Genomic DNA, 21,117 nt, shown 5'->3' with positions numbered 1-21,117 from the left:
TCCATCTGCTCCGTGATCCTTTCATATCCCCAAACCTCGCATTCTGCTTTCCGTCACTTAGTTTTTTTGTTCTCTGGACTGCTTTCTGAATTTGGCTGGGGTACATCCTTTCACCGATATAAAGCGGTTAATAAAATAGTCCAGGTCATGATAACCCACCTCTTCCGCAATCTCATATATTTTTTTATCAGTCCTCAGCAGCAGAGCAGCCGCCTGTTCTATCCTGTAATTGTTCAGGTAGTCTTTAAAGGACTGACCATACTGTTTCCTGAACAGCTGGCCTAAATATGCACTGTTGACATAATACTTTTTGCTGAGTTCCTTTAATGTCATATTCTCCATATAATGCTCTTTTATCTCTTTTTCTATATCCCCCAGAACTCCTCTTGATACATTCTTCCTGAGCTGGACAAGGTATTCCGCATACTCATATGCAAACCTCCTCAGATGACGTTCGCTTCCCCTCATGGTTCCCCTGTCAAAGGCATTTGTGCTGATATAGTGCATAATCTCTTCCTGATTTACATGATCATCCTGCTCTGCCGCCAGGTGGATCAGCTGAAACAGCAGATAACTTATATTCAGGTCAATTAACTGGGCGTCCATGCCCAGGCGGTTCATCACTTCGTAAAGCTGGCGCACTGACTGATTAATATCTGCCTGATTATTCTGCTCCACAGCTGTGACAAGGGCATCCAGATTCTGTTTGCACAAGATGGTGCCGTCATGGTTTTTTCGTATCTCAGCTTCATAATACGTGATATTGCGTATACTGCTAAAAGCCTGGAAAGATTTCACTATGGCCGCTGTCCTGTAGGATTCTGACAGTTCATCCATATCTTTCGCCAGACTCCCCACAAACATCAGCACAGGTGCCTCCGTCTCCCGCGTCAGTGTATCCGAAAATGCATCCAGGAACTGCTGCTCTGTAAGCCCGCGTTCCTCCGCCATGTAGCTGCAGTACAAAAAGCCGATGTCATAGCCATATTCATGGTTTGCCACATCAAAAATACAGTGCAGACTGTCTTCTTTTCCCAGATACTCCATGCATTTTTGATAAAGCTGCCGCTGCATGGCGCGCTTTTTTTCTTCTTCCATCTCCTCCGGAAGGCTCAAAGCGTCAATTTCAATATCAATGTACCTCATCTTTTCTGACAGGCGCATATGCGCCTTCACATAGTCTATGTTAATCTGGTCATACTTTCCTGACAGCAAAGATATCACATTCCTGGACAGATATGCTTTTTCCATCTGGCGGCTTTCTTTTAACGCACGTTCCTTTGTCTGGTACATTCCTGACACTTTTCTGAGTATCCTTGTAAGTTCTTCCTGCTGCACAGGCTTAAGGATATAATCCATACATTCAAACCGGATAGCCTGCTGTGCATAATTAAAATCACTATAGCCGCTCAATATTACAAAATATGCATCTGATATCCTGTCTTTTTTAATTATTTCCAGGAGTTCTATACCGCTCATAACCGGCATTTTAATATCAGCTATAATAAGCTCCACCTGGTTGACCTTTAAAAATTCCAGAGCCTCCTCCCCATTTGCAGCCATTCCCACAACCTCATAACCTTCTGCTTCCCAGTCTATCAGTACAGAAAGACCCTGAACAATAAATGGCTCATCATCCACTAATAATACACGCAGCATGTCATCCCCCTCTTTTCCATTCACTCACCGCTGCTCTGTTGTCTGTTTCTCATTAACGGGCATCTGGATCGTTATACTTGTCCCGGCACCCGCCTCGCTCTCCAGGGCAAATATTACCGCATCCCCGGTCACCATCCTAAGCCGGAGGCAGGCATTCATAATCCCTACCTGCCCTTTCTTTTTCAGGGATGCTATTCCGCAGTGTGACATATTGTACTGCAGTTCGCGAAGCAGAGCATCATCTATCCCGTTTCCGGTATCCTCTACTTCCAGGCAGAGTTTTTCCTTCTCCATATAAACACGTACAAATACCCAGCCAGGTGTTGATTTGTTTTCAATCCCATGTACACAGGCATTTTCTACAAATGTGACTACGCTGAGCTTCGGAATATAGTAGCCGCTGCAGCCGTCTTCCATCTCGATTTTATAGGACAGCCGCTCTCCAAATCTGTATTTCTGCAGCTCCAGATATGCCTGTGCAAAATTCAGTTCTTCTTTTATTGTGACCAGGTCCGTCCCCCAGTCCACATATTGGCGCTCCATCACGGCCAGCATCTCTACCATATGCGCTGTTTCCATTTCTTTTTTCAGGATACTGTGCATCCTGATACTCTCCAGGGCATTGAACAGAAAATGAGGGTTGATCTGGCTGTGCAGCGCGAGAAGTTCCGCATTCTGTCTGGCAATATCCATCTCCTGTTCCTTCAGCCTGTCCTTATATACGGTCTGTATCAGCTCATTGATCCGCCCCGCCATCTTATTATAGTTGCGCATGAGCATTCCAAGTTCATCGCTGCCTCTGGCTCTTTGTATTTCCTGAAGGTTGTCCCCTTCTATCTTGTCGAATACACTGCTCAGTTCCTGCAGTCTCTCTGTAAAGGAACGATTGAGCAGTTTCATAAACATCCAGGGCAGAAAGGCATTTATGCAGATCAAAAAAAGTATCAGGGGCAGATTGCTCCATATCAGTTTCCATGCGCTCTGACTCTTCCGAAGTACATAGATATCCATTCCCTGTCCATAAGAAACCATTCCCTCTTCATATCCTATATCCGCCTGCATATCAAAGATCTCAAAGTCCTTGCCCACACTGGAATTTCCATCGTTAGAAAATAAAATTTTCCTATTGCTGCAGATATATACCGGTGCATCATAATTCATCTGCATGAGGTCGCGCACAATACCACTGTAATCCAGATCCAGTTTTATTATTTTCTCGCAGCCCTCTCTTTTATAAAAGTTCATCCTCCTGATCAGGGATATTTTTCTTTTGGCCTCAACCGCCGGGGTATTGCTCTCATCGTAATATGTATACAGCACGATATCCTGTCCGGACTCATCCAGGTACTGGTACCACTCAGTATCTTTTACTCCCTCCAGCCGTGCAAATTCCCCGCCGTTTATAATCGTATCATTATCTGCATACATGGTCACTGTGGAACTGCTGGACCCCATACTGCTCTCAAACAGGGAATCTTTCATAAATGATCTGTAATGATTATAATAATCCAGTGCAGACTCATATGTACCATCCAGAAAATTATTTATGTATTTATTCATATAGATATCTTTTACCGTCATCGCGGCCGTATCTATGCTCCCCGCAATGCTGTACCGGACAGCATTAGCAATATTTTCCAATTCATGTTTCCTGGAGGCACTGTCAGACCTGAGGACAATAGCCAGTATCACGCTGTCTGTAATGACCAGCGGGATCAGCACACAGCAGATATACAGCATATGCAGCTTCTTCTGTACTTTGTAATTATTGATCCTGTCTGAAAGCTGCTCTGCCAGTCCCCTGCCGACGGATTTTAAATATTCAAAGCAAAGCCCTGTTCTATTCCTTCTCCCCATGTCTCTCCCTCCGGCCTCACTGCTGCTCAGATAACTCATCGATTTCTGCGTTCTTACATCATGTTCAACAGGCCTGTGCAGCAAATGCACAGGCCTGCTGGATCATTATATACAGCATATCATATCATAACTTAACCTTACCAGGGAATCCCCGTTTTATTTATTTAGAGAAATAATGTGGTATCCTCTGTCACTGCAGACCTCTGTCTCTCTTAATTCAAAGTACACAACTGCATCCTGTTTTAAATGAAGGGCAGCAGTTACATACCCTTCCTCTTCCGCCAGCCTTTTTGTCAGCAGCCACGGAGCTGCGCCCTCTCTCAATAAAGCAAGCTGCTCTTTTGAAGGATTGGAAGGTTCCCCCATATCATGCCATAGCTTTACCGGGTTCCCATGCTCTTCATCCACTAATTTCTGCAAAAAGCAGAAGTTTGCTCCTGGCTTACAGGGCAAAGCTAATTCGATATCCAGCGGCTCCTGCTTGCCAAACGACAAATTCCAGGCCACACCGCAATAACTTCCGTCCTCTTTTTGCACAACCACAGCTTCATCAGACAGATGGACACGACGCCCCTGAAGATTCTTAAAAAATGCAAAGACCCAAAAAGAAGGTTTGGGAACTGCTCCGTTTGCCACAAGGCCAAAACCGCCATGGAATTGTGAAAACGGCACTCCGTTTTCTTCAAAAACATCTCCGAATGTCCAATAAGAATATCCGTCACAGACTTCTCCCATCCTGGACAAAAGCCACGCCACATAAGAAGCATTCTGGACAGAATCATGTACCGGGCTGTCCGGAGAATAAGAAGTATTAAACTCAGTAATATACATGGGAAGATTCTGGTATTGTCTGAAGCTGTCAATAATTGTCCTGGAAACCTTTAATTCTTCCATGGCCTCCTGTGGATCACGCAGTTTTCCGTAGCTGTAACGGCCTTCTTTTACAGGTTCACTCCACATATAGTGGTGACGGGTGAAGAAGTCCGGCATCAGGTTATTCCGGCTGCAATAATCCAGAAATTGCCTGAGCCAATTTACATCATCCACACCGCAGATAGAGGGGCCACCTACCTGAAACTGTTCATCCACCTCTTTCACAGCCCTGAAAGTATGTCTGAACAGGCTGAAATACTCCTCCATATCCGCATCTTTCCAAAAAATGGAGAGATTTGGTTCATTCCATACTTCGATGGGCCAGCTCACTGCCTCATCCCTGCCATAGCGTTCTATTAAATGGTTCAGCACAGCCTGTACCATGTCTGTCCAGGCCTTATAGGATTTAGGCGGGGTCACATTACCTCTCCAATAAAAGACTGTCTGCTCTCCGCCTGCCATTTTCTGCGGCATAAAACCTAATTCAAGAAATGGTTTGATCTTCATCTCCTGATAGGAGTCCATTACCCTATCCAGATATGTAAAGTTATATTCGGGTATGATTTTTCCATTCTCATCCTCATATTCCTGATAGATACCCATATCATCAGAGAAAATTCCATGACCTCTTATATATTTAAAGCCTATATGCTCCTGTACCAGCTTTAGCTGTTCTTGGTATTCCTTTTGAAGAGCAAGTCCCATGCGTCCTGTTCCCACACAATACCCTGCCCTGTTTTTAAATTGGCATGCCGCCGTTTCATCAATCTTATATTCTTTTTTCATTATTCTTTTACCCCTCCGATGGTCAGACCTGCCACAAAATATCTCTGCAGAAATGGATACAGACAGACGATGGGAAGCATTGTGATGATCGTGGCTGCCGCACGCACTGATGTGGGAGTGACTGCATTGGCAACATTTTTCATTGTCTCAGCGCTGGCGCTTTGATTTGTAACTGATGAAAGCAGTTTCATCAATTCATACTGCAGAGTCGTATACTGAGAACTCATCCTGTTGTACAGCATCGCATCAAACCAGGAATTCCACTGGCCCACAGCGATAAATAAGGCAACTGTAGCATACACCGGTTTACACAGCGGCGATATGATCCTGGCGAAAATAGTCATATATCCTGCCCCGTCCAGCTGAGCTGATTCTTCCAGGCTGTCAGGAATTCCCTGCATATAAGTCCTCATCACCAGCATATTGAACGCACTGACCATTCCGGGTATGACATATACCCAAAAGCTGTTCGTCAAATGCAGATTTTTGTACAGAAGGAAGACAGGTATCATCCCTCCATTCACATACATGGTAATAACCCAGAACAGGGACAGCTGGTTTTTAAACAAAAATCTTTTCCGGCTCACAATAAATGCCAGCAGGGCATTAGCCGCCAGCGCCAGTACCGTGCCTAAGACTGTTCTTGCGACAGATATATAGGCTCCTGTCAGAAGGTTATCCTTTTGCAATACAGTAATATAATTCTGCAATGACCACTTTCTGGGCCAGATATAAATGCCTCCCCTGAGTGCGTCCACACCGTCATTAAACGAGATTGCGAGCGTATTCAGTACCGGATACAAAGTGACTGTCACAAATAAAATCATGAAAATAACATTGCAGACAGTAAAAATCTTGCTTCCCACACTTGTTTTATATTTGGGCGGCTTTATATTGATATCATCTTTACTTGATTTTTTCATTTTCATCCTCCTTAGAACAGGCTCTCTTCACCACTGCGTTTTGCAATCTGATTTGCTATCACGATCAGAATGATACTTACAAAACTCTTGAATATGCCTGCCGCAGTACCGATTGCAAAATCGTTCTGGCTGATGCCCCATTTCAGGACATAGATATCTATCGTCTGGGACACGCTCTGTACAAGCCCATTGCCCAGCAGATACTGCACTTCAAATCCGGCATTCAGGACATTGCCTACATTCATCAGCAGCAGGATCATAATAGTCGGCTTAATCCCCGGCAAAATGATATTCCTGATTTTAGCCCAGCGCCCTGCGCCATCGATAGATGCCGCCTCATACAGACAAGGATCTATAGAGGTGATCGCTGAAAGATATATAATCGCGTTCCAGCCAGTCTCTTTCCAGACATTTGCAGCTGCTACGATCCACCAGAAGTACTTCGGATGAGCAAAAAAATTCAGCGGCTGGCTCAGGATACCTGCCTTTAGCAGCAGTTCATTGACGATACCAGTCCCGGACAAAATATCATGCAGGATACCGGTAACAACGATCCAGGAAAGGAAATGAGGCAGATAAGATATGGTCTGTACAGTCTTCTTCCCTCCCTTTGAGACTATTTCATTTAACAGAATGGCGAAGCCTATGGCAGCCACGAACGTAAATACCAGGTTCATAACGCCCATTGCAAGCGTATTTCTGATTACTCTTAAAAAAGTAGTATCGGAAAACAGCTGCCGGAATTTGTCCAGGCCTATAAACTCGGAGTGAAGAAGCCCGTTCTTAGGCGTATAGTTCTGAAATCCCATTACCCATCCGGCTAACGGCAGATAGCAGAATATAATTCCGTATATTACAAATAACGCCGCCCAGATCATTAATACCTTCTGCCTTTTAAATTCTTTCCAGTCAAATTTTTTAACAGGTGATTTCACCTTCTCTGCTTTTGAAGCCATATGCTCTCCTTTCCTCTTCCCGCCGCTTTTTCACAGCTCACCGCATCTGACAAATATCTGCATAGTACAGGCAGCCAGAAATGCCACTGCACTCCGGCTGCCCGCATAAATCCTGCTATTGATATTTTGCTGCGTTTTCAATCCGGCGGTCTAATTCTTCCTGCATCTCGCTCAGGAAGTCTTCAGGCTGACACCCTGCATAAACATCAAGATATTCACTCCATCCCTGTTCAAAGTCTTCAGCCATTACCACTTTAGGAAGATATTCATGTTTGATCTCACCCATCTTGGTCCAGGCAGTACCGCCAGCTGTCGCTGTAGTCATCGTATTTGAATAGGAATACATTGGGAACCACGGGCCAGGCACCGGAGCAATTCCGCCCATCATGTCAACATATGTCTCACATCCATACGCTTTCAGACATTCCTGGGTATCAGAAGGAAGACTCTTTATAAATTCGCTTGGCTGTTCTTTCGGATCAGAGGTATTTATCTTGTCTGCCAGCAGTCCTGTATAATTAGGCAGGTAAGAGTATGCACACCCGTGTGATGCTTTATAAGCGCTGTTTGTAGACTTTGCCCACTCTTCATCTGTCCTGTAGAAAATACCGTCATCTCCAACTTCATAATCCACACCTTCTATTCCCCAGCTTCTTAATATCCTCACCTCAGGCTCCAGTATATCATTCAGGAACTGCAGTGCACCTTCCACGTCCTCACAGCTCACTGTAATCCCAACTCCATTTGCCACATTAATAGCCGGTTCTGACATATACTGCGGTGTTAAATCTTCGCTGATCGTTAATGCCAGCGGGACATAACTGCATCCCTGGCTTTCCAGTCCCTGCTGCTTAAGTGTATCCATCGCATTCTGGAACTGCCATGCCTGGTCTACCATTCCCAAAACTCTTCCGCTTGAAAGTTTAGCTATGTATTCATCATAGGACTGGGTAAATGATTCCGGATCCACAATACCTTTCTGGAATTCTTCATTCAGTTTCTGGAAGTATGCCTTTGCCGTTGGAGTAGTATTATAATCTACAATCTTTTTGTCCTCCACATTTACAATGACAGATCCGTCATTTGGATATCCATCCAAAAACTGCGGCGGATTCTCCAGGCAGAAATATCTCCAGTCATCACAGAGGATTGTATATGGTATATTGGATGTGCCGTCCTCCATCACAGGATTTGCTTCATTGTACCTTTCAATCAGATCGAAGTATTGGTCAAGCGTTTTGATTTCAGGATAATTATCCCACTTCAATACCCTTGTCTGGATCCAAAACGCCTCTGCCGGAGTAGCCGTCATATCTTCTTCATACGGATTTCCGAACTGAGGGATCCAGTAGATATGGCCGTCGTCCTGGCGTACCTTATCCCACTCTTCCTCTGACCAGAAATTTTTCAGGTTCGGATAATTATCCAGGTAATCATCCAACGCCACTAATGCACCTGCCGCATACAGCTGTGCTGTTCCATCGCTGCCATCTATAAAATCCGGGTACTCGCCGCCTGCAATCAGTGTTCCTACTGCTTCCTCCGCAGTCTGCCCTGTCAGCCAGGTCTCTTTCACCTTGGCGCCTGTAATTTCTGCTATCTTCTGCTGTATTTCATTATCATCATTCAGTTCATCTCCGGGGACTGCGAAAAATGCTGTAAATTCCTTAACATCCTCCCCTGCGCTGCTTGTCTTAACAGCATCCAGTTCCTCTGCCCCTGCTGTTGCTTCCTCTTCCGCTTTTGCTTCATCGTTTGTCTGCTCTGCTGCATCTGATGATTCTTTTGCAGATGATGCTCCAATCTCTGCTGACTTTCCGCAGCCTGACATCATGGATGCTGTCATCGCAGCTGCGAGCAGCACTGCTGCCACCTTTCTGAATTTCATTCTTTTTCCTCCTTGATTTTCTCCGGAAAACGGCCGCCCCTGCCTTCTCATAAGTCTCTCATTTTCTCCTGCCAGCCATCTCCTGATTCATTTATTTATGCTTTTATTTTACTGTATTGGGCTGAATTAACAACCGGACAAAGCATATATAAAATCAGGGGAAATTATACATGTGGGACAGCGTTCTACTCTCTGCCGGCTCCATACACAAAACGGCTGAAATATGCCTTTCCTCCCAATGTCATGGTACCATAGCAGAAAAGACCCACCCTGGAGCCAGTAAAATGATCCATCTTAAAATACAATTTATGTGCTGGCCCAATTGGTATAAACTGTCCGTTCTTCTGATAATAAAACACAGCCTCATCCTTCATATGGCCAAAGTCCGCCGTCACCTTTATCCTCACTGTATCTCCCTCTATCTGCACTGCCTCCCACTCCATCCCTGATGAAAGATCAGGTTCCATGGCCTCTAAAGATGCATTCTCCGCTTCTCTGGACTGCATCACGATCCACAGCCTGCCTTTTCTGCGGGTGAGGGCTGCCATAGCATAACAGCCCTGTAAAACACAAAGTCCCGCATAATCGCCCTCTGACAAATTTCCTGCATCTATCGTTACCTCTGCACTGCAGGCAGGAAAACACATCCTCTGTGTAAGGGTATTTGGCGCCTGGGTAAGGTTTTTACAGATTTTTGATACTGTTATTTCGAACGTTCCGCTCTGTCCGTCCAACTTATATGCACTCTCCGCAGGTTCATGGTTAAACTGCCATTTCGCATCCGGCCGGATTTTTCCGTCCGCACCAGGACTATAATAAAAATCATCACTTCCTGTCAGAGGCTTATATGCATATCCGGGTCTTGTACTGGTAACTGATACCTTTCCCGGGACTTTCCCCTCCGTTCCAAAAACGGGGAAGTCATTTTTCCAGGTTACGGGCATCAGCACAGGTATCCTGCCAACCGCGCCGTGATCCTGAAAAAGCACGGCATACCAGTCTCCCCACGGCGTATCCACAATCCCTCCCTGGGCAACTCCCTGGCCGCAGTAGCCCCTGTCGTCTTCCAGAACATCTTTGCCTGTAAATTTCCCTTCTAACGATTCTGCTGAAAAACACGCCTCTGTCCTAAACCACCGGTCCCGCCTGGAGTGGATCAGAAAAACATAATACCTTCCATTGATCTTATAGATATGTGATCCCTCATACCCCAGCCCCGGATGGCCTTCATCGCTTATAATAATCCGGTTCAGGCCGCCGGGCTTTGGAGCGGACAGATCCTCTTTCAGCTGTGTTATCCAAATGTCTTTATTTCCGTATACAATATAAACGTTTCCGTCATCATCGAACAGCAGCGAACTGTCATGGTAAAATCCTTCAATAAAATGTTTTTCCCATGGCCCCTCTATATTTTCTGCTGTAAATAAATATGTTTTATGGGTATCATTTGCCACAAAGCATATATAAAATTTTCCCTCATGGAAACGTATGCAGGCTGCCCACATCCCTTTTCCATAGATCGATTCATCATCTGAAAGGCGCTGCCCGGGCGTGCCATCCAGAGTCTCATATACATAACAAACATGTTCCCAGTTCACCAGATCATATGACCGCAGTATCTCGCATCCCGGCATAAAATGCATTGTTGTAGAAACCATGAAATAAGTGTCCCCCACCCGTATGACATCCGGGTCAGGATAATCCAGTTTAATAATCGGATTGATATCTGTATTCATTTATAAAATCCTCCTGAACGTTTCAATCTGAAAGGCATAGCCCTCTTTTTGTATTTCCTGCTTCAATAGTTTAATAGATCCTATAATTTCCGCTAAGCGCCAAAAACGCAAAAAAATACAGGCAGTTATCATAGTATCTTCTGTCTCCGGTGCGCAGAGGTGTATTCCAAAACGCCTGCACGCAGGAAACGGCATTTTTCCCACCGGCGGCCAGACTGGCCTGAGCATTTACAGAAATGACTGCAGTCGGGTGCAGCGCCTTCTCTTTAAGCACTGTGCCGTCAGTGAGATAAACCCCATCTCTGTCCTTCTCATCCAGGGTTTCACAAAAGAATTTCTGGACGTTTTCCGCCTCCTGTTTTTCCCATTCATCTGCTGCAAACCACTGATAATCAAGGGCAATATTTGCTACCGTGCGGTATGCATCACTATAATACCAGTCGTGGCGGCCTCCCCACATCTTTCCATCAGACTCGTATGGTGTGCCGTCAAATTCCGCATATTCTGCACATAACCCTGTAACAGGATGACACGCACTCTTCAGATATGCACGGCTTGCCGCTGCCGCCTTTTTAAAAAATAATCTGTCATTTTCCTCAGCCCACAGTCCAAACAGTTCATAGAAATGAGGCAAGTGGTAGGAGGGGTCAGAAAAATCCACATCAGTCACAAAACGGATCAGATAATTTTGTGTATCCCACATGGCACGTCCTTCCTCGCCATTTTCACCCTTATGTATACAAGCATGTAGAATTTCTTGTGCTTCCCTGCTGTAGTGATAAATTCCTTTCCGGTTTCCCCATCTGTGTGATGCAAAGAATAATGCCATGGCAAAAAATTCTTCTCCATCCGGTGCTGCCCCATGGGCATTCTTACTTCCATCTGTCCGGCATGACCATGCAAAATATCCTGCATTTTCCCCATCTTCCATATACATATAAGTCTTAGCCCAATTCCACAGACGGTCAAATTCTTCTCTCTTATCCATCTGGACACACATCATCATGCCATATGACATTCCTTCTGTCCTCACATCATGATTCCCTGTATCTTCAATATATCCCATGTCACTTCCCACCGGATGGTAAATACGTTCTTCCTCATTCCCATAAAACAGGGTATGAAAAATTTCTTCTTTTCGTTTTTCAACCTCTTGTTCGTCATACCCCATTTCTGCAAAAATATTACGGTATACACCTGTTGCAAATGCTCCTTTTCTCATACATTTCCTCCAAATATTTTTTTAACTGTCCAGGGGCCATACAGCAGACTGGAAAGTAAATGTACAGTCAGATTGAACAGTTAATCTTTTCTCTCAATGTAACATTTATATACGTGCTGGCATCCCCACAAACCATACTTTTTGTCCCTGCAAACTATAGAAGTTAGTCAAAACAGGCAGGAAATACCTCTTTAGGGATATTTCCTGCCTGTTATTTTCCGTGATGATTTTTAAAAATGCCCGCCTTCAATGCGAACTGTATATGCATGCTTACATGGCCTGTCCTCCGGCAGATCTACAACCAGAGCCTCATCTTCCTGCTTCCATACGACAGGGCTGCTGCTGCCCACTAGTGAAAGCCTGGAATTCTCATCCAGAACAAGCTTCCCCGGCCCTTTTCTTCCCAGGGTACGGATCCGCAGTGTATTATCCTCCGGCCAGCCCATGGCAATCCCATAGACTGTTCCGTCTTTCTGAGTGAAACGGAAGTCCAGGCTTGTGAGGATATCGCTGTGCACATCTGCTGCATCCCCTTTATCCAGCTGCTCCCGGATCTTTTCCACATCGTAATTGGCATCCTGCACGTCGGTCGGCCCTTCGGCTGCTACTCTGAAAGGACGTGTCTCATAGATAGCTTCCCCGTTCACTGACAGCCAGTCCCCAATCTCATATAAAACCTTTACTGCTTCGGGATGGAATGAACCGTCCGCATACGGCCCTGCATTCAGGAGCAGGCATCCGTTTTTAGATACAATATCGCAGAGCTGGTGTATGATCCTGGCGGCAGATTTATACTTTGGTTCCTGTACCATGCACCAGGTGATATTATCTTCCAGACGGTCATCTGACTGCCAGGGATAAGGCTTTGCCTGTGAAAAACGCCCGCACTCTATGTCATATACACCGATGCCCTTCGGAAAGTCTTCCTGTTTGTAGGTGATGATCCCGTCTGTATGTCCTGCCTTGTTATAATAATAATCTGCTATTGAAAAACGGCTTTCCTCGTCAATGATACATGTACGGCTGTCAAAATATATGGCATCCGGCTGGTATTTATCAATGACCTCAAATACCTTTTCCCTCCACATTTTACAGAACTTTTCGTCAGGATACCTGTACGGAATATAGCGGTTTGTCTCAAGCGGCAGAGCCGGTCCATAATATTTTTCATTTGCCGGATCATATACATCTGCCTCATTGTCAGTAGACATGAACCAGCCCCAAAGCCACTGGTGGTGGAAGGTGGACAAAAACTTGATCCCGCGTTTCCTGAAGGCTTCTGCGCATTCTCCCGTGATATCCCTGTGGGGTCCGTAATTTACACTGTTCACAGGATTGACCTGGCTGTCCCACATGGAGAAATTATCACAATGTTCTGTCACCGGCCCTGCATAGCGCGCCCCGGAGCGCACAACAAGATCCGCCCAGGCGTCAGCGTCAAACTTGCTTCCGTCCATCATGTCATAGAAATCTTTATACCCGAAATCATGGAGGCTGCCATACGTTTTCTCATGGTGGATATTCTGCTCCAGTCCCTGTGTATACATATTTCTGGAATACCATTCATTCTGATAAGCCGGGACGCTGTACGGGCCCCAGTGGAAAAAGAGGCCGAACTTGGCATCACGGAACCATTTGGGCGCTTCATGCACAACCCTGCCCCACTCCGGTGCTGTAGTTTTGTTTTCTGATGTCTTCATGAGAAGTCTCCTTATATACTAATTATTTTATGTTCACTCTGACTTTACTTTTCAGTTCTTGGCAGTATACCCATGATTTCTCTGGCTTCCCGGGGTGTGGCCGCTTCCAGGCCCATGGCCCGGATGAGCCGTACAAGCCTCTCTACCAGCTGGTAATTCTGCTTTGCCGTCTCTTCCGGCCCCAGAAAGGCGCTGTCTTCAAATCCTATTCTTACAACACTCGCCCCCATGGCGATAGCCGCTGCCAGAAAGTCCCAGTTGTCTCTGCCAAAATGTGTCACACCCCACTTCGCTCCCGGTGGGACTGCCCCACGAAATGCGCACAGGCAGTCTATATCCGGCTGCATTCCACCCTTATGGCCAAATACCAGATTATACAGTACCGGCTCCCGGTAAGGCGCCTGTCCTTTTGTGTATTCAATATTGTATATCATTCCAATATCAAATACCTCTATTTCCGGTATGATGCCGCGTTCATACACGGCCCTGGCACAATAGCGGATGTCTTCAAATGAATTGATGTACACTGCCTCTCCCAGGTTTGTTGTCCCTCCGTTCAGAGAAGCGCTTTCAACCCTCCAGTAATCCAGAGGACGGCATCTCTCTTCAATGTTCATATCAGAAACGCCTCCTGTAGATGCCTGGATGATCATATCTGTATTCTCAGCTATATATTCAAACTGTTCTGTCAGAAAGCCCGTATCAGGTGTCAGGCTGCCATCCGGTTTCCTGCAGTGCAGATGGCACATAGCTGCTCCTGCCTGCCACGACTTTCTCACATCTTCTCCCAATTTTTCCACATCTGTGGGTGTTCCTGCTGCTACAGGAGCCAGTGAAATTATTACCTTTCTGCACTCCCGGCTCATTTTCTCATCATTGCTTTTCATTTTCATCCTCTCTTTCCGTTGCCTGTCGTACTTTGACGGTTTATTGTTGCTCTTCACTGTCCCGTGAGAGAGTCTCCACCACTTTTTTCAGTGTGTCTTCGCCGCCTACGTTTCCCGGAAAGATCACATAGGGCATTCCCGGAAATTTGCTTTCGCTTCCAGTCATCCAGACAGGTATTCCCGGCTGTATCTGCCCCATGACAACAGCTTTTTTTATTGCCAGCGCCTTTACAGCCACATCACTTGACGTGATCCCGCCTTTTGCGATTATGAACCTGGGCCTGACAGTGAGCTTTTGGATCACACTTGTCACAGCATCTGATATCCTCACAGAGGCCTTCAGCAGTTCTTCCTTAGAATAACCCGCCGGGGCAAACAGTTCCCTGCTTGTATATACGACTGCCGTGTTGCCCTTCTTCATTTCCTCACTTGCTCTGTCTGTAATGCGGTCTGCCTCGGCTGATAGCCCTTCCTCCTGAAAACAAGTATTCACATTGAATTCCAGAAATGACAATGGGCAGTCAGCTTCGCGCAGCCTCTCCAGCTGGACAGTAGTCTTCTTCACATGGGAACCTGCCAGTACGATCCCTCCCGGTACACTGGCTGCATCTGTGATGGTACCACCTGCTGTGACGCTTCCCGGTTTGATTAGCTCTTCCCGCCCCAGAAGAGGTTTATCAGCTATATTCCCCAGAACCTTCGGCACGGCTGCCGCGCTTCTTATCAGGAACCGCTTACCGGCTTTCAATGCCTTCAAAAGAGCTGCGCAGAATATTTCCACATCTTCATAACAGACGGCGTCCACCAGCACAGTGGAGAATCCTCCGGCTTCCAGCAGCTTCTCTGACGGCACTTCAAGATCTGGTCCCCGGAGCATATCCAGGGTAATACGTATACAGTCCTGTGATTTCTTCCTGCCCCGGCTCTTTTCTTCCACATACTCTCCCAGTTCAGAATGACTGTACCCAAAAGTGGCATCCCCGGCAAATTCTGTCTGTGCTGCAGGGATAAGCTTTCCCTTCTCCTGTACGTAATGGACACTGTCTATGGTATACCGCCCGCCTTCTTTAAAAAACGGACAAAGTATCTCCCCATCCGGCATCCGCCCGTCATATTCTTTCAGTGCCTCTCCCAGCACTTCCATCTCCAGAGGATAATGACCTCTGAGGGTCGAGTCCCCCCTTGAGATCACAAGAAAATCCTTCTTTGTCTCCCTGGATGCCCTGACTATACGTTCTCCTATCTCCCGGTGCACCTGCTTTGTTTTTTCTTCTGAAAAGCTTCTGGAATTAGTCAGCAGGAAAAACATATTTCTATCTTCGCAGAAGCCCTCCAGTATGCTCTCATAACTCCAGTCAGTGTATACAGAAACATCATGGACCGTCTGCGTTCCCGTGGGGTCGTCGTCCAGCACAATGATCTTTTTGCTAAAACCCGTGTATTCAGCCTGGAATATCCTTCTGGCGGCCGCCCCGTCAGGCCTTCCTCTGTCTTCCAGCGCTTTGGCATCTATCTGTCTGTATTTTTCCATCTATGCCTCCTGCCTGCAGGAAACAGGCATCCAGACCATCATCTCGCCTCTTCCTCTGTTATCCCACGCAAAATACGGTATCAGCTTAACCCTGACTTTGTCATACCCGTCAAACAGGAAATCCTGATACAGGGCATCCTCGTCATATTCCCTCTGCTTCAGTTTCAGGAATACAGAATTCAGCGAACGTATGCTGCGCCCTTCGATCAGAATATCTTCTGTCTCAAATTCTGCGTCAGATGGTATCACCAGCTCCGCCAATGAACCGGCCTCATGCACATCACATGATTCCAGGCAGTATACCAGCGGCCCTCTCTCAACTGCCACATGGCCATTGTCTTCTTCGATCAGGGCATGGCCGCAGGTGAGCCTTGCAGGCATATCCAGCTCCAGAAGGACACATGCAGGGTCCGGCTTTTCAATCCTGACATCTATGTATGTCCCGGCCTCCTTCCTGGATATCTCCTTTTTTATTTCTCCCAGGGCCAGTTTTCCTCTTCTTACCCATCCTGGAATCCGCAGATGAAGTGTAAATGGATGAAAATCCTGTACATCCTCTATCTCAAAGGCAATCCTGCCCTCCCATGGATAGTCTGTCTTCTGGCTGAGTGTAAAGCGTGTCCCGCTCTTTAGCTGTATATGGGCGGTATTTTCCCCGTAAAGCCCCATCCATACGCCCTCTTCATCCAGGGCATATGCATATTCTGATGACTCAGCTATGGTTCTGGCCAGGTTGGGAGGACAACAGTAGCTTAAGATATAAGATGCTCTCTCCTGTCCCCAGAAAAGCTCATAAGGCAGCTCCTTTGCCCTGCGCAGCATATTTTCATAGAAGAATCTGCGCCCGTCCAGGCTGATGCCCGCCAGATTTACATTCAGCATCATGCGCTCCATCACATCCACGTACTCTGCCTTTCCTTCCATGCAGAACATCCTCCAGGCCCAGAACACTCCTCCCAGAGACGCACATGTTTCATTATAGGCTGTCACATTTGGCAGCTGGTATTCATATCCATAGGCCTGGTGTACGATCTGATGCACGAAGAAATTCCCATAGGGTGATGCCCCGTTGTAGAGAGCGCCGCAGCCGCCTGTTATGTACATTTTCTGAGTCACAAGGCTTTTCCAGACTTTGTGAAGGACTTCCCTGTATTCTCCATCATCCTCCTCCATGCAGAGGTCTGCCAGCCCCGCATAGAGGTAATTCGCCCTCACTGCATGCCCCACGATCTTTTCGTGCTCTTTTACAGGAATCCTGTCCTGGTTATCATCCAGCCCATTCTCCACGCTGTCCCTGAGTCTTATGGCTGTCCGGGCCAGCTCCAGATAACGCTGCTCACCCGTGGTCCTGTACATTTCTATGAGCCCCATGTAATGTGAAGGGCACACCGCTGTCTGGACCTCTTTTGTCCTCTCAGCCTCCTCATACAGATTTTCCAGGTATCCCGCAGCTTTTCCGGCAATCTTCAGGAAGCTGTCCCGTCCTGTCAGCCTCTTATACAGACAGGCAGCTGTAAAGAGATGTCCGAAATTATAAACCTCAAAGTCATTGATATCCCCCAGACGTCCCGCGCCTGTCCCGTTTTTCTCTCCAATGATCTGCTTGGTGGATATATAGCCGTCTTCCAGCTGGGCCCTTCCGATCAGTTCCACATATTTTTCCAGCTGTTCTGTCATTTCCCGGCTGCCCTTCTTGACAGCTGTGTACATGGCAGCTTCCATCCATTTATAAAAATCGCCGTCACCGAATACGGTCCCGTCAAATTCTCCTTCGGACTCCCCTGCAGCTATCCTGAAATTCTCTACCACATGGCTGATGTCAGCGCTTTCAAACATCTTCTGCAGGTGGGGTACCGTCACCTCTGCACATGTGTCAAACCGTTCTTTATAGATCCCGCCTGTCCAGGATATATCTTCACAGGGAAGGGAATACAGTCTGGCATACGGGGATTTTTTTGTATCTGTCAACACGGTTTACATCACTCCCTTCTCTTCAAGAGCCTTTTTAAGTTCCACCGCCCCGAAACGGGGGCTGGAAAGCGTCAATATGCCGCAGGCCTCCTGAATATCTTTTTCCACATAAGCCATGGACCCTTGTGCCAGCACGATCACATCCGCATATGCCTTTACTTCCTCTGCCTTGGCAATAAGAAGTGTCCTAAACTGCTCCTGATCAAGCCCAAAAGCCCCGTCTATCAGCCCTTCCACGATCTCTACATGCCTGTCCATGGATCTGGCCACCCTTTTGATGGTATTCTTTGTGGGCTCCAGTGTAGTGGGAAGAGTCGCCAGCACTGCTATCCTTGTCCCCCTTCTTGCTGCCTCCCTGCACATCTCTTCATCAATGCGCACTATGGGAACACCAATATAAGCTGCAGCCTCCTGCACACAGTCAGCCGCTTCGCCTACTGATGAACATATATTAAGAACAGCGTCAGCCCCCTGTGCCACAGCATCCATAAACATACCGATCAGTCTGGCTGCGGCTGTCTTTGTCACATATCCTGCCTCCCTGACCTCAGCCAGTATAGAAGGGTCCTGAAGGCTTATGATCCCGGCCTCCTCCCCGATATTTTTCTTAACTTCCCTCTCAACAAGTTCTGTCAGTTCCGGTGTCGTACTTGTATATACTAATGCTATCTTCATATTCTTTCCTGCCTTCCTTTCTTTCACTATATTATAAAAAACCTGAGGCTTATACCATGCAGAATTTATCGGAAAATATGTAAAATAATTTCTGATTTATATTCCGGCAGTACTTTGACTTCCATTATCTCACACCCTTCTCTCACCGGAAGGTCATAATATACCTTGTTTCCATACGGATTTGGGAGTGTTTTATTACTGGGATATATGCGGAGGGTCATCACTTCAGGATAGCCAAAACGTTTCAAGGATATATGCCATTTTTCTCCTGTAGTAAACCAGTCATCCACCAATCTGCCATCTATGTAAACCTCTGCCCTGTCCCCCAGATAGTCAGCTTCCAGATACAGCTGCCAGGGGGATATGTTCTGATCTTTATCAATTTTTACCAGGTAATCCACATATTCCAAACTGCTGCCTGCCTCTTTGTCCTGTTCCAGCCTCTCTATTTTAACAGGGATCTCTATTTTATTGTTCTTTACCTGTATCTGTTCAGGCTCCCCGCATTCTCCGTAAACCGTGATCATCTCCTGCTCTGCTTTAGTTATCAGGTATAAATGCCCGTTCTCAGAGACTATACAGCTGTCTGCCCTCTCTGTTATATATAACTTATCCCCAAACATGAATGCCCGTTCTGCCTGTCCGCTGGTGAGAACTACATGGCCTGCCCTCCCGGTTTCCGGTAAAAACCAGGTCTTCTCCAGGTCAGTATAGAAAAACAGCCTGTCTTTTATTCTGCATAAAAGGAATGCATTCGTTTCATAAGGCAGAAGGGATACTGCCTCTCTTTCTGCCGGACTGTCCTCACTGTCATTTTTCGGAAGGAGGAATGGTATAATCCCGCAGTCGTGGTCCTTTACTGTAATATGATGCAGTATTATTTCCTTTCCATCCAGGATCAGCCGGATATTGCAGTCCTCATGATCATCCATATGCCTTTTTCTCTGATGGTTATTAATAAAAAGGAAACCGGCTCCCGCCTTATGGTTTACTCTCGCACAGACCCGCAGTGTATGGCAGTCCTCCGCCGCCTCCGGCTGCTCTTCCGGAAAATAAGCGTCAGCCCCGGCCAGAATTTCTCCAAAAGAGTCCAGCAGAAGATGCATTTTTTTCAGTCTTCCGTAGCTTTTATTTATCTCCCCTGATTCCCGGATACAGGTCTGGCAGTCATAACTCTTTACGGGCAGGTCATTGCTGTATCCTGTAGCTCTGGATTCCTGCAGGGTACTGTATTTTCCGTCCGGATTAATTCCTCCGTGATACATGTAGTATCCCAGCATATTTGCACCGCTCCCCAGCACGCACAAAGCCTGGGCCTCAATATCTTCCGGCCAGGGATATGTCCTCCTGTGGCTGGTTACCTGCAGTCCGGCTCCCAGCTCTGCTGTCAGATAAGGACATTTTTTCAGATCAAAGGTAGATTTGCTCTCCTCATTCTTCTTCCAGTCTGAACCGATGTTCTCATCTTTTTTATAGGAAGTAAAAAGAAAATTAGCATTTGCAGGCATCTCCTCCACATGCCCGGCCCACGGCGCATCTGCATAACAGCCTAATACAGGGAGCATCTCATCATCCGGCACATAAGCTTCCCCCCACCCTGTAGCCGTATAATAAGGCACCACAAAACCTGTCTCCCTCGCCATTTTCTTCAGGGTACGCATATGGGCCATACCCGCACTGCAGCTGATCTGGCCTCCGCAATGGCCATATTCATTTTCCAGCTGGATACCCAAGATGGGCCCTCCATCTTTGCACATCATTCCTTCTGCCTGCTCCGCCGTCTTTTCCCAAAACCGCCTTACCCTCTCCAGATAAATGGGGTCATCTATCCTGACAGGAGATGTGTCCCTGACAAGCCAGTCGGGAAAACCTCCGTTCCTGCATTCACCATGGACCCACGGACCGATGCGCAGCCATACGGACATCCCTGTCTCTTTGCAGGCAAACAGGAAAGCTCTCAGGTTTCTGCATCCCTCAAAGTCCCAGACCCCCTCCTTTTCCTCATGATGGATCCAAAAAACATAGGTTGAAACAATGTTCACCCCTCCGGCCTTCATCTTGAGCAATTCCTCTTTCCAGCCTTCAGGCTCATACCTTGAAAAATGATATTCTCCCATTACAGGAATAAAACGCTTCCCGTTTTTTATAAAGCTGACATTATCAGCTTCATATAAATTTCCCCTGCTGTCTTTTCCACTCATGGAATGTAATACAGAGGCTCTGCCTTTATCTGTAATATTAATTATACTCTCTGCTCTCTCCTGCATTCTTTTATTCTCCTTACATCTGCCTTTTTCTGCTGCCTGTCATAATATTATAAAAATATTCCTGATAATACCATGAAGAATACACAGAGAAATATGTAAATTATTTGGTAACTATTCAGCAGGTCTGTGCATTTACTGCACAGACCGTAAGAAAATGATTCAAGGGTGAAAAAATCCCATCGCCGG

At 46.5% G+C, this 21,117-nt stretch carries 14 protein-coding genes; all 14 read right to left on the bottom strand.

The window, feature by feature from the left end:
• Positions 1 to 57 precede the first annotated feature (57 nt).
• The 14 genes from NSB28_RS05265 to NSB28_RS05200 all read right to left on the bottom strand — a co-directional run bounded on the left by NSB28_RS05265 (position 58) and on the right by NSB28_RS05200 (position 20,931).
• Positions 58 to 1,659: a response regulator transcription factor gene (locus NSB28_RS05265; protein WP_109625516.1), complete on the bottom strand. Its 1,602-nt coding sequence runs from the start codon at positions 1,657 to 1,659 to the stop codon at positions 58 to 60.
• A 24-nt stretch (positions 1,660 to 1,683) separates the two neighbouring features.
• Positions 1,684 to 3,516 carry a sensor histidine kinase gene (locus NSB28_RS05260; protein ID WP_109625697.1) on the bottom strand — a complete coding sequence of 611 codons (1,833 nt, stop codon included), beginning with the start codon at positions 3,514 to 3,516 and terminating at the stop codon, positions 1,684 to 1,686.
• A gap of 156 nt (positions 3,517 to 3,672) precedes the next feature.
• Entirely contained in the window at positions 3,673 to 5,175 is a 1,503-nt protein-coding gene (locus tag NSB28_RS05255) for a GH39 family glycosyl hydrolase (protein WP_109625515.1), read from the bottom strand.
• Entirely contained in the window at positions 5,175 to 6,104 is a 930-nt protein-coding gene (locus NSB28_RS05250) for a carbohydrate ABC transporter permease (RefSeq protein WP_392391498.1), read from the bottom strand. Before NSB28_RS05250 ends, NSB28_RS05255 begins: the two co-directional genes overlap by 1 nt.
• Positions 6,105 to 6,109: 5 nt before the next feature.
• Positions 6,110 to 7,054 (bottom strand): ABC transporter permease, encoded by a 945-nt coding sequence (locus NSB28_RS05245; RefSeq protein WP_109625513.1) that lies wholly within the window; start codon positions 7,052 to 7,054, stop codon positions 6,110 to 6,112.
• 115 nt (positions 7,055 to 7,169) lie between these two features.
• On the bottom strand, positions 7,170 to 8,942 hold the full coding sequence (locus tag NSB28_RS05240; protein ID WP_109625512.1) for a type 2 periplasmic-binding domain-containing protein: 1,773 nt from the start codon (positions 8,940 to 8,942) through the stop codon (positions 7,170 to 7,172).
• A gap of 185 nt (positions 8,943 to 9,127) precedes the next feature.
• A complete protein-coding gene (locus tag NSB28_RS05235) occupies positions 9,128 to 10,678 on the bottom strand; it encodes a glycoside hydrolase family 43 protein (protein ID WP_109625511.1) in 1,551 nt (516 codons plus the stop codon).
• 70 nt (positions 10,679 to 10,748) lie between these two features.
• The gene (locus NSB28_RS05230) at positions 10,749 to 11,900 is read right to left on the bottom strand and encodes a glycosyl hydrolase family 8 (protein WP_109625510.1); all 1,152 of its coding nucleotides are present in this window, start codon (positions 11,898 to 11,900) and stop codon (positions 10,749 to 10,751) included.
• A gap of 230 nt (positions 11,901 to 12,130) precedes the next feature.
• A complete protein-coding gene (locus tag NSB28_RS05225; RefSeq protein ID WP_109625509.1) occupies positions 12,131 to 13,600 on the bottom strand; it encodes an alpha-L-fucosidase in 1,470 nt (489 codons plus the stop codon).
• Positions 13,601 to 13,644: 44 nt separating this feature from the next.
• Positions 13,645 to 14,487 carry a beta-keto acid cleavage family enzyme gene (locus NSB28_RS05220; protein WP_257497682.1) on the bottom strand — a complete coding sequence of 281 codons (843 nt, stop codon included), beginning with the start codon at positions 14,485 to 14,487 and terminating at the stop codon, positions 13,645 to 13,647.
• A gap of 40 nt (positions 14,488 to 14,527) precedes the next feature.
• The gene (locus NSB28_RS05215) at positions 14,528 to 16,018 is read right to left on the bottom strand and encodes a four-carbon acid sugar kinase family protein (RefSeq protein ID WP_109625508.1); all 1,491 of its coding nucleotides are present in this window, start codon (positions 16,016 to 16,018) and stop codon (positions 14,528 to 14,530) included.
• Positions 16,019 to 17,989 (bottom strand): glycoside hydrolase family 127 protein, encoded by a 1,971-nt coding sequence (locus NSB28_RS05210; protein WP_109625507.1) that lies wholly within the window; start codon positions 17,987 to 17,989, stop codon positions 16,019 to 16,021.
• Between the two features lie 3 nt (positions 17,990 to 17,992).
• Entirely contained in the window at positions 17,993 to 18,664 is a 672-nt protein-coding gene (locus NSB28_RS05205) for an aspartate/glutamate racemase family protein (protein WP_109625506.1), read from the bottom strand.
• 65 nt (positions 18,665 to 18,729) lie between these two features.
• Positions 18,730 to 20,931 (bottom strand): beta-galactosidase, encoded by a 2,202-nt coding sequence (locus NSB28_RS05200; protein ID WP_109625505.1) that lies wholly within the window; start codon positions 20,929 to 20,931, stop codon positions 18,730 to 18,732.
• Positions 20,932 to 21,117 lie beyond the last annotated feature (186 nt).

The sequence above is a fragment of the Murimonas intestini genome, from assembly GCF_024622195.1.
Taxonomy (GTDB): Bacteria; Bacillota; Clostridia; order Lachnospirales; family Lachnospiraceae; genus Murimonas; species Murimonas intestini.
This window is presented reverse-complemented; position numbering and strand designations above follow the sequence as displayed.